The sequence below is a fragment of the Phycicoccus elongatus Lp2 genome (assembly GCF_000367525.1).
Taxonomy (GTDB): Bacteria; Actinomycetota; Actinomycetes; order Actinomycetales; family Dermatophilaceae; genus Phycicoccus_A; species Phycicoccus_A elongatus.
In genome coordinates this window covers 688,407-699,051 of sequence record NZ_HF570956.1, presented here as the reverse complement: position 1 = coordinate 699,051, position 10,645 = coordinate 688,407, and the positions used below count along the sequence as shown (strand labels likewise).

The window sequence follows — 10,645 nt, the reverse complement described above, 5'->3', positions numbered from 1 at the left end:
CCCCCCCCCCCGCCATGACCGCTCCCGCGACGGCGAGGAGATAGGCGACGGCCACCACCGCGCGTAGCCAGCCACCGGCGGAGACCTCGCCGTCGAAGTAGCTGTCGTCGGCACCCCAGGCCGCCAAACCGCTGCCGAGGACCAGCGCGCCGGCCGCAGCCATGAGGTCCAGCCTGCGCTCGCGGGGGCCGCGCACGGCCGCCGTGACCGCGGCAGCCACCGCGACGACCGCTCCCCCGACCACCCAGGGCGACAGCTCGAGCCGGTCTCTCGCGTCGAAGGGGATGCTCGCGAGGAAGGCGCCGCCGAGGGTCGCAGCCGCGCCGACGGTCCCCCAGGCGAAGGTGAAGCCACCCCGCCGACGGTCCCCGGCGTGGAGGACCGCGAGTGCGGTGGCGAGGAGGCCAGCGACCAGCAGCGTGGTCGCGGCCGTGAGGAGCGACTCCCGCGCCTGCATCGCCTGGCCGAAGAACCAGGCGACGGCGACCGACGCCCCGAGGAAGGTCGGGGTCAGAGCGCTCGCGGCATAGCCGTGGACGAGGGCGCCGGCTGCCCACAGGCCGAGCCACCACACCGCGCGCCCACCCGGGTCGACGACATCGGCGAGCTGGTAGGCGACGGCCCCGAAGGCACCCGCGGCCAGCAGGCGCAGGGCACCCGCCAGGGGAGACCCGGGGTCACCGATGCGCCGTCGCTTGGCCGCGAACCACTCGGCGAGGACCAGGAGGCCACCCCAGAGCAGCACCATGAGCCCCAGCCTCCCCAGCCGTTCGAGCCGGTCGAGGTTCACCGCCACGAACCAGATGAGTCCCACCCCGACGAAGAGCGCACCCAGCACCAGGACGACGCGGGCCAAGGTGACCCGACGGATCGCGACATAGCGATTGAGGATGGTCGCCGCGCCCTCGGCGGTGACCACACCCTCGCTCTCCCAGTCCCGCAGTTGCGCTCGCAGCCACTGAAGTCGTGCCGTGCTCGTTGCGACCTTGACCATGGCCCTTCCCCGGACGTGGGCATCATTGCTGGCCCATTGTGCTCTGGGAGGATCCGCGGAGGGACACGAGTCCGGTCGAGAGGGAGCAACACGCGGGCGCGGCGTCGCCGCGCCCGCGTGTTGCTCCCTCTCGACTGAGGTCCACTCACCCCACACGGGTGAGCACGCGGCATACCGATAGAGTCCGAACATGGCCATCAGCAAAGTCCTCATCGCCAACCGAGGTGAGATCGCGGTGCGCATCGCCCGCGCCTGCAAGGACCACGGCATCGGGTCCGTGGCGGTGTATGCCGAGCCGGACCGCGACGCCCTCCACGTCAAGGTCGCGGACGAGGCCTATGCGCTGGGTGGGAGCACACCGGGCGACTCCTATCTGTTGCAGGACAAGCTCATCGAGGTTGCCAAGCAGGCCGGGGCGGACGCCGTGCACCCGGGCTACGGCTTCCTCGCCGAGAACGGCCCCTTTGCGCAGAAGGTCATCGACGCCGGACTGGTGTGGATCGGCCCGGGCCCCGAGGCGATCGACTCCCTCGGCGACAAGGTGAAGGCCCGCCACATCGCCCTCAAGGCCAACGCGCCGCTCGTGCCGGGCACCAAGGACCCCGTCGAGGGTCCTGACGAGGTCGTCGCCTTCGCCAAGGAGCACGGCCTGCCGGTGGCGATCAAGGCAGCGTATGGCGGTGGCGGGCGCGGCCTCAAGGTCGCCCGCACGCTGGAGGAGATCCCCGAGCTCTTCGACTCAGCGGTGCGCGAGGCTGTGACCGCCTTCGGGCGGGGCGAGTGCTTCGTCGAGAAGTTCCTCGACCACCCGCGGCACGTCGAGACCCAGTGCCTGGCCGACCAGCACGGCAACGTCGTTGTCGTGTCGACGCGCGACTGCTCGCTGCAGCGGCGCAACCAGAAGCTCGTCGAGGAGGCGCCGGCCCCCTTCCTCACCGACGCCCAGCACGACGAGCTGGTGCGCGCCTCCAAGGCGATCCTCAAGGAGGCCGGGTACGTCGGAGCCGGCACCTGCGAGTACCTCGTCGGCCCCGACGGGGACATCTCCTTCCTCGAGGTCAACACCCGCCTCCAGGTCGAGCACTGCGTCTCCGAGGAGGTCACCGGCATCGACCTGGTGCGTGAGCAGTTCCGCATCGCCGACGGCGAGGAGCTCGGCTACGACGACCCGGAGCCGCACGCGCACTCCATCGAGTTCCGGATCAACGGCGAGGATGCCGGGCGCAACTTCATGCCCGCGCCGGGCACCGTCACCAAGCTCGTCGTTCCCGAGGGCCCGGGCGTCCGGTGGGACGCGGGCATGGTCGAGGGCGACACCATCGCCGGCGCCTTCGACTCCATGGTGGCCAAGCTCATCGTCACCGGCCGGACCCGTCAGCAGGCGCTGGAGCGCTCCCGCCGCGTGCTCGACGAGCTGGTCATCGAGGGCGTCGCCACGGTCGCGCCCTTCCACGCCAAGGTGGTGCGCGACCCCGCCTTCGCCCCGGCCGACCCGAACGCCAAGTTCTCGGTGCACACGCGCTGGATCGAGACCGAGTTCGACAATGACATCCCCGCGTATGCCGGAGGGTCAGCCGACGCTCCCGAGGCCGAGGAGCGCCAGACCATCACCGTCGAGGTCGGCGGCAAGCGACTGCAGGTCTCCCTGCCCGGGGGTCTGTCCTTGGGCGGCGGCGGCGCGGCCGGTGCGGGAGCGGCGAAGAAGAAGGCTCCCCGCCGCAGCGGTGCGGCCAAGGGCGGCGCCGGGGCCTCCGGTGACTCGCTCACCGCACCCATGCAGGGCACGATCGTCAAGATCGCGGTCGAGGAGGGCCAGACCGTCGCCGAGGGTGAGCTCGTCGTCGTTCTCGAGGCGATGAAGATGGAGCAGCCCATCAACGCCCACAAGGCCGGCGTCATCACCGGTCTGTCCGCGGAGCAGGGCGCCACCGTCACCAACGGCGCGGTGCTCTGCGAGATCAAGGACGGCGCCGAGGGCTGAGCCCGCAGCCCCGTGGCCGGTCCGGCGATCCGGGGCCGGTGAGAGTGCGCAACACGCCGTGTGCCAGGTCGGCACACGGCGTGTTGTGCACTCTCGACTCAGCTGGTCTGGTCCTTCGGGTCCGGGGTGGTCTGGCCGCCGCCGGCCTTGTCGGGCACCGGCGCCGGCTCTGCCGGGGCGTCGGCGTCCAGGTCCGCCGGCGGGTTCTGTGAGACGTCGGCCGGGATACCGAACTCCTCCTCGAGGTACTCCCCGCCCTTGTCGATGACGTCGCGGAAGCGCCCCCCGGTCACCTCGTCGAGCTTGTCCTCGAGCGCGTCGATCGCGCCCTTGGCCTGCTCAGGGTGCTCCTGGGCGTACTCCTTGGCCTGGTCGAGGGCCTCGCCGCCCGTGAGGTCCTGGTGCTGGTCGGACATGGGGTCTCCTGACGTCGCTGAGGTGGGAACACCCACGCTAGGCAGGCCACCGCCCCGGGCGGGGGTTTGGATCGCTCCCGAGGAAGCCGACCCCAGCAGCACAGGCGCTGAGGAGGGCCGACAGGGCGCGCAGCGCCTCGGGCTGGATGCGGTAGTAGACGAAGGTCCCGCGGCGCTCGCAGTCGACCAGCCCCGCTTCGCGCAGGGTCTTGAGGTGGTGGGAGATGGTGCCGCTGGAGAGGTCGAACGCCGGCGTGATCTCACAGACGCAGACCTCCGGGGCGGAGGCGATCATCGAGGCCATCCGCAGCCGCACCGGGTCGCCGAGCGCCTTGAACATGCCCGCCAGGCGAGTCGCGTCGTCCTCGGTCACCGGGGTCGTCGCCAAGCCGCAACAAGTGGCGGCATCGGCGGCGGTCGGGGTCTCCAGGACGGTCATCGGTCTATCTTGACAGATTTCGAATCAATGCGCGAGAGTGGGACTTGATTCGATGACCATCGAGACAGGATCAGACATGGACCACCTCACCGACGACCAGGTGCGCGCCGCCGTCAAGGAGCGGTATGCCGCGTCGGCGCGGCTCGCGCTCGAGGAGCGCTCGACCTCCTGCTGCTCCCCCACTCCGGCGGCGACCTCGTGCTGCAGCGACGCCCCGGCCACGAACGCGTGCTCCAGTGACTCCGCGCCGACCGACGCGGAGTCGTCGAGCTGCTGCGGCGAGGGCAGCAAGCTCAAGGGAATCGACCCCATCACCTCCAACCTCTACGACGAGGCCGACACCCCGTTCGACGCCGCGCTCGCGGCCTCCCTCGGCTGCGGCAACCCCACCGCCCTCGCCGATCTGGCCCGGGGTGAGGACGTCCTCGACCTCGGCTCCGGTGGCGGCCTCGACGTCCTCCTATCGGCCCGCCGGGTGGGCCCGGACGGCATGGCCTACGGCCTCGACATGACCGAGGAGATGCTCGCCCTCGCCGAGAAGCACCGCGCCGAGGCCGGCATCGAGAACGCCCGGTTCATGCTCGGCACGATCGAGGAGGTGCCGATGCCCGATGCCTCCGTCGACGTCGTCATCTCCAACTGCGTCATCAACCTGAGCGCCGACAAGGACGCCGTCCTGCGCGAGGCCTTCCGGGTGCTCCGCCCGGGCGGCCGCTTCGCCGTCTCCGACATCGTCCTCACCCGGGAGATCCCGGCCGGGCTGCGGGGCGTCGTCGCCCTGTGGACCGGCTGCATCTCCGGGTCGCTGCGGGACGACGACTACCTCGCCAAGCTGGCCGCGGCCGGCTTCGAGGACGCCGGCATCGAGGTGACGCGCGAGTACGACCGTGACGCCCTCGAGGCGATGGGCGACATGCTCGACCCGGCCCAGCTGCCGGCCGGGATGTCGATGGACGAGGCCGTCGAGGCACTTGAAGACGCGTTCGCGAGCGCCTTCATCCGCGCCACCAAGCCGAAGGACTGACCGGGTCCATGAGCGCACCAACGAGCACCCCAGCGACGCACCACGAGAGCGTCGCCGCCAAGCTCTCCACGCTCGACCGCTGGCTCCCGGCCTGGATCATCCTCGCCATGGCGGCCGGCCTGCTGCTCGGCCGGCTCGTCCCCGGCCTGGGCGATGCCCTGTCCGCGGTCGAGGTCGACGGCATCTCACTCCCCATCGCCCTGGGGCTGCTCGTCATGATGTACCCGGTCCTGGCCAAGGTCCGCTACGACCGCCTCGACACGGTGACGCGCGACCGCCGGATGCTGCTCTCCAGCCTGGTCCTCAACTGGGTCCTCGGCCCAGCGCTCATGTTCGCGCTCGCCTGGCTCCTGCTCCCCGACCTGCCCGAGTACCGCACCGGCCTCATCATCGTCGGCCTCGCCCGCTGCATCGCCATGGTCATCATCTGGAACGACCTGGCCTGCGGTGACCGCGAGGCCGCGGCAGTGCTCGTCGCGCTCAACTCGGTCTTCCAGGTCATCGCCTTCGCCGCGCTCGGCTGGTTCTACCTCTCGGTCCTGCCCGGCTGGCTGGGCCTGGAGCAGGCCGCCCTCGACGTGTCGGCCTGGCAGATCGCCAAGAGCGTCCTCACCTTCCTCGGCATACCGCTGCTCGCCGGCTACCTTTCGCGACGGCTCGGCGAAAAGCGTTGGGGGAGAGCGGCATACGAGAAGTCCTTCCTTCCCCGCGTGGGTCCGTGGGCGCTCTACGGGCTGCTCTTCACGATCGTGGTCCTCTTCGCCCTCCAGGGTGAGCAGATCACCAACCGTCCGATCGACGTCGCCCGCATCGCGCTGCCCCTGCTGGCCTATTTCGCCATCATGTGGGGCGGGGGCTATGCCCTGGGCAAGGCGCTCGGCCTGTCCTACGAGCGGACGACGACGCTCGCCTTCACCGCCGCAGGCAACAACTTCGAGCTCGCGATCGCCGTCGCCATCGCGACCTTCGGCGTCACCTCGGGGCAGGCCCTCGCGGGTGTCGTCGGGCCCCTCATCGAGGTCCCCGTCCTCGTCGCCCTCGTCTACGTCAGCCTCGCCCTCCGGAACCGCTTCCCCCACCAGCCCACCTCGTATGCCGTGGAGTCACCATGACCAGCACCGCTCCGACCGCTGTGGCCGCGATCATCGACGACCTGTCCTATGCCTACGACGGCGTCTTCGACAAGGAGGCGGTGACCGACGCCGTGACGAGTGCGTGGGATTTGCTCTCCCCACGCTCCAGCGTGCGCACCTACCTGCCCATCCTCGTGGCCCGTCAGGCTCGCGAGCAGCTCATGGCACAGGCCCAGGCTGACGGGCGCGTCGCCAAGAAGGTGCCCGAGCTGCTCTTCGTCTGCGTCCACAATGCTGGTCGGTCCCAGCTCGCTGCCGCGCTCGTCGAGCACCTCTCGGCGCGCCGGGTCCACGTCCGGTCCGCCGGCTCGGCCCCTGTCGACGACATCAACACCGTTGTCGTCCAGGTGCTCGCCGAGCGTGGCGTCACCTTGGGCACCGCCTACCCGAAGCCGCTGTCCGACAGTGCAGTCCGCGCGGCCGATGTCATCATCACGATGGGGTGCGGAGACACCTGCCCCTACTTCCCCGGGAAGCGCTACGAGGACTGGGACGTTGCCGATCCCGCCGGGCAGCCGATCGAGGTGGTCCGTGAGATCCGCGACGACATCCAGGCCCGCGTCACCACCCTGCTGCGCGACCTCCTCCACTGAGCCCGCCACGACCCCCAAGGACACGACATGAGCAACCCCCGACCCTCCGTCCTCTATGTCTGCATCCACAACGCCGGCCGGTCCCAGATGGCTGCCGCGTACACGCGCGTGCTCTCCGGCGGGGCCGTCGAGGTGCGCTCGGCCGGGTCGGCCCCCGCCGAGTCGATCAACCCTGCCGTGCGCGAGGCACTGCTCGAGGAGGGGATCGACATCTCGGCCGAGACCCCGAAGATCCTCACGACCGAAGCCGTCGAGGCCTCCGATGTCGTCATCACCATGGGCTGTGGCGACACCTGCCCGATCTTTCCGGGGAAGCGCTACGAGGACTGGGTCCTGGAGGATCCGGCCGGTCAGGGCGTCGCCGCGGTTCGCCCGATCCGCGACGAGATCCGCCGACGCGTCAGCGTCCTGCTCCGCGACCTGGGCATCGAGCCCGCCCGGGGAGATACACCGACTGCGTGAGCGCGCGGGCCGTCAATCCGTGGAGTGCAGTCGGCGCGCGGCCTCGGCGATCGAACCGGACAGTGACGGGTAGACCGTGAAGGTGTTGGCCACCTGGTCGACATTGAGCCGGTGGGCAACCGCGAGGGTCACCGGGAAGATCAACTCCGACGCCCGCGGCGCCACGATGACTCCGCCCAGCACGGTGCCGGAACCCCTCTCCGAGAACAACTTCACGAAGCCCTCGGTGATCCCGAGCATCTTGGCGCGCGGGTTACGGGACAGCGGCAGGATGTTGGCGTCGACATTCCCCAGCCCGGAGTCGACCTCCTTCTGGGAGATCCCGACGGTGGCGATCTCCGGGTCGGTGAAGATGTTCGCCGACACAACTCGAAGGTTCAGCGGCGCCACGGCGTCGCCGAGCGCGTGGGACATGGCGATGCGGCCTTGCATGGCGGCCACCGACGCGAGGGGCAGGACGCCGGTGCAGTCGCCCGCGGCATACACCCCCCGCACCGAGGTGCGAGAGACTCGGTCGACGACGATGTGGCCCGACGGCGTGAGGTCAACGCCGACCTCGGCGAGTCCGAGATCGGCGGTCTGCGGGATGGACCCCACGGCAAGCAGCGCGTGCGAGCCGGTGATCTCGCGCCCGTCCTCCAGGCGCACGATGACCCCGTCATCGGTGCGCTCGACAGCGGCCATGCGTGATCGCCCCAGGACTTCCATCCCTCGCTTGCGGAAGACCTCCTCGATGACCGTGGCGGCATCGGGGTCCTCGCCGGGGAGCACTCGATCACGGGAGGACACCAGCACGACCTCCGCACCGAGGCCGAGATAGGCCTGGGCCAACTCCGCGCCGGTGACGCCGGATCCGACGACGATGAGCCGCTCGGGAAGCTCCTCGAGCTCATAGATCTGCTGCCAGGTGAGGATGCGCTCGCCGTCGGGACGTGCGGAGTCCATGACGCGCGGTGTGGCACCGGTCGCGACGAGGACGACATCGGCGCTCACGCTCTGCTGCGTGGTGTCGGTGGTGACGAGCACCTCCGAGGAGGACACCAAGCGACCCGTCCCCCTGATGATCTCGACCCCGACCTCGCGCACGCGCGTCTCGATGTCCTGGCTCTGAGCACGCGCGAGGGCCATGACGCGGGCATTGACCTCACCCAGGGCCGCAACGGCGTCGGTCACCTCGTGGCCATCGGCGTCCTCGAGGTGCACGCCGAGCTCTCCGGCCACCTCCAACTCGCTCAGGTAGTCGGCGGTCGCGATCAACGCCTTGCTCGGCACACAATCGGTGAGCACCGCGGCCCCGCCCAGTCCATCCCGGTCGACGACGGTCACCCGAGCGCCGAGATGGGCCGCCACCAGGGCAGCCTCATAGCCACCGGGGCCGCCCCCGAGGATCACCACGGACGTCGCCTGCGCATTCACGCTGACCATCCTTCCATCAGTCCGCTCGCGGGCCGGACAGCCGGCTGTCGCACGATTTCCCAACCCAGTTCGTCGAGACGCGGGGCGGACGGTCGTCAACGCATGTTGCCGGTGTGCCCGAGCGAGAAGGTGCCCGGCTGCGGCCAGACGAGCAGGCCGTGCGAGCCCGCCTGGGTCTTGATCCGGTGCTTGAGCCCCCCGGTCTCGGTGTCGAAGACATAGACCTCGGCGTGATAGCGACCCGACAGCCACAGTTCCTTGCCGTCAGCGGTCACGCCGCCCATGTCCGGGGAGCCCCCACCGGGAATGGTCCACTTGGCGAGGATGTCGAGAGATTCGCTGTCCAGGACCGAGATCGTGCCCTCGTCACGGTTGGCGACGAAGAGTCGCTTGGCGTCCCGGCTGGGATAGATCGAGTGGGCGCCCTTGCCGGTCTGGATGAACTTCGTGAACTCCAACGACGCGGCATCGATGACCCACACGCCGTTGCGGAGCATGTCGGCGGCCAGGAAGTACTTCCCATTGGGCGACAGCCGCACGTCCTGCGGCATGGCGGAGGCGCCCTTGCGCAGATTCGCCTTGGCGCCACCGGAGTGATACGCCTCCTGCGGGCTGGTCGCGCCGGGGGTGTCGTGACCGTTGAGATCGATCTCCTTGAGCACTTTCGTCGCGTGCGCATCGAAGACGATGAGGTGTCCGGAGAACTCGCACGAGGCCACGAAGAAGCCCCGGTCCTTGTCGGTGTCAGCGTGGTTCACGCCGGCACAGGGGACCGGAAGCGAGTGGTCGACGGCGAAGGTGTGGGGGTCGACGACATCGATGCGGTTGAACCGCTCGGCCATCACCAGCCCGAACTTGCCGTCCGGTGAGAAATAGAGGTTGTAGGGGTCGACCACCGGGATCTTGGCGCCCGGCTTGCCGGTCACCGGGTCGATCGGGATGAGGTCGTTGCCCTGGGTGTCGTTGACGTAGAGCGTCGTAAGGTCCCACCCGGGCACGACGTGGTGGGGCTCGCGGCCGGTCGGGAAGCTGTCGATCACCTGGTAGGTCGTCGGGTCGATGACCTGCACCGAGTTGCTGATCGTGTTGGGCACGTAGACCAAGGGCCGGTGCCCCTTCACCGTCTCCGACAACTTGTCGGCCGTGGCACCGGCATACACATTGAGGGCTGCAGCCGGAGTCGGGGTCGGGGACGCTTCGCTCGGGGCGTTCGTGGGGCTCGCGGACGGCGACCCGGTCGCCGAGGCCGTCACACCCATCGCCGCGTTGGCGGCACTGGTGGAGTCGGAAGGTCGGTCGAAGAGTCCGAAGGCGGAGGCGATGAGGGTGACCAGCCCGAGGACCAGTGCCCCCGCGATGATCCGGTTGCGGATGATGCGCGGCGGGGTGCGATGGCGCGATCGGGGTGCGGCGGTGCGGTGGCGGCTCACGGCGTGGGGTGTCCTGGTGAGTCGCGAAGAAGGGTGGTCAGGGTGACGGCCTTGAGGCCGCGCTCGGCCAACGTCGACAGTATGCCGGGGAGGGCAGTCACCGCTCCCGGGTGCCCCAGGTGGAGGGAGACGATCGAACCGGCCTGAGCTGCGGCCAGTGTGCGGCTGGCGACCAGGGCGGCGCCGGGATCCCGGAAGTCCTCGGGGTCGACGTCGTAGCTCACGCAGGGTCCGTACCCGAGCTCCACGGCGGCGGCGCGGATCGTCTCGTTGCTGTGGGACGTGCCCGACGGCCTGAACCACCATCCGGGGTCCCCCAGGGTGCTCGCCAGGATGTCCTGGCCCCGAGCGATCTGATCGTGGGCGGTGGCGGCGTCCAGCCCGAGCATGTCCAGGTGGTCGTACGTGTGGTTGCCGATCTCATGGCCCGCGTCGCGCAGCGCCCGCACCTGGGCCGGGTCCCTGGCGACCCAGAGGCCCACGGCGAAGATCGTGGCCTTTGCGTCGGCCGCGGCCAGGGCGTCGATGACGCCCTGCGTGATATCGGCCGACCCGGCGCCGTGGAAGGTCAAGGTCAGCTCCCCCCGCCCGATGGGCCCCGTCGTGATGTCCGGTCCCGGGGTCCGGGCGATCGCCGGCGGCCCGGTCGGCACGGTGGGCGACGGCGAGCTTGTGGCCGGTGCCGGGCCCGAGGATGCCGGACCCGAGGGGCTCGACGCGGTCGACGGCCCCGATGCGCTGGGAGCGGCCGGGGGGG

11 protein-coding genes are annotated in these 10,645 nt (G+C 70.1%); 5 read left to right on the top strand and 6 right to left on the bottom strand.

From position 1 onward, the window contains the following. Window positions 1-994 (bottom strand): DUF2157 domain-containing protein (locus BN10_RS17185; RefSeq protein ID WP_040750885.1); only part of this gene is annotated, 994 nt, incomplete at its 3' end. A 190-nt stretch (window positions 995-1,184) separates the two neighbouring features. Between BN10_RS17185 and BN10_RS03335 the strand changes: the two genes are divergently transcribed. Continuing rightward, on the top strand, window positions 1,185-2,975 hold the full coding sequence (locus tag BN10_RS03335) for an acetyl/propionyl/methylcrotonyl-CoA carboxylase subunit alpha (RefSeq protein ID WP_010849750.1): 1,791 nt from the start codon (window positions 1,185-1,187) through the stop codon (window positions 2,973-2,975). A 98-nt stretch (window positions 2,976-3,073) separates the two neighbouring features. Here BN10_RS03335 and BN10_RS03330 read toward each other — a convergent pair whose 3' ends face one another. Next, entirely contained in the window at window positions 3,074-3,391 is a 318-nt protein-coding gene (locus BN10_RS03330) for an antitoxin (protein ID WP_010849749.1), read from the bottom strand. Between the two features lie 37 nt (window positions 3,392-3,428). After that, entirely contained in the window at window positions 3,429-3,830 is a 402-nt protein-coding gene (locus tag BN10_RS03325; protein ID WP_010849748.1) for an ArsR/SmtB family transcription factor, read from the bottom strand. A gap of 76 nt (window positions 3,831-3,906) precedes the next feature. On the opposite strand from BN10_RS03325, the gene arsM reads away from it, so the two are divergent. From arsM to BN10_RS03305, 4 genes are read left to right on the top strand one after another with little or no spacing between them, the layout of a single operon-like run. After that, a complete protein-coding gene (gene arsM / locus BN10_RS03320) occupies window positions 3,907-4,854 on the top strand; it encodes an arsenite methyltransferase (protein WP_010849747.1) in 948 nt (315 codons plus the stop codon). An 8-nt stretch (window positions 4,855-4,862) separates the two neighbouring features. After that, entirely contained in the window at window positions 4,863-5,966 is a 1,104-nt protein-coding gene (gene arsB, locus BN10_RS03315) for an ACR3 family arsenite efflux transporter (RefSeq protein ID WP_010849746.1), read from the top strand. Continuing rightward, a complete protein-coding gene (locus BN10_RS03310) occupies window positions 5,963-6,580 on the top strand; it encodes an arsenate-mycothiol transferase ArsC (RefSeq protein WP_010849745.1) in 618 nt (205 codons plus the stop codon). Before arsB ends, BN10_RS03310 begins: the two co-directional genes overlap by 4 nt. Window positions 6,581-6,607: 27 nt before the next feature. Beyond that, window positions 6,608-7,042, top strand: coding sequence for an arsenate reductase ArsC (locus BN10_RS03305; protein ID WP_010849744.1), 435 nt, complete (start codon window positions 6,608-6,610; stop codon window positions 7,040-7,042). A gap of 12 nt (window positions 7,043-7,054) precedes the next feature. On the opposite strand, the gene BN10_RS03300 is transcribed toward BN10_RS03305, so the two are convergent. The 3 genes from BN10_RS03300 to BN10_RS03290 form a co-directional block, all read right to left on the bottom strand. Next, window positions 7,055-8,467, bottom strand: a complete 1,413-nt coding sequence (locus BN10_RS03300) for an NAD(P)H-quinone dehydrogenase (RefSeq protein ID WP_040750883.1) — start codon at window positions 8,465-8,467, stop codon at window positions 7,055-7,057. An 86-nt stretch (window positions 8,468-8,553) separates the two neighbouring features. Continuing rightward, window positions 8,554-9,888: a YVTN family beta-propeller repeat protein gene (locus tag BN10_RS03295; RefSeq protein WP_010849742.1), complete on the bottom strand. Its 1,335-nt coding sequence runs from the start codon at window positions 9,886-9,888 to the stop codon at window positions 8,554-8,556. Further along, complete coding sequence (locus BN10_RS03290; RefSeq protein WP_198014093.1) at window positions 9,885-10,460, bottom strand: polysaccharide deacetylase family protein; 576 nt, start codon at window positions 10,458-10,460, stop codon at window positions 9,885-9,887. Before BN10_RS03290 ends, BN10_RS03295 begins: the two co-directional genes overlap by 4 nt. Between the last annotated feature and the right edge of the window lie 185 nt (window positions 10,461-10,645).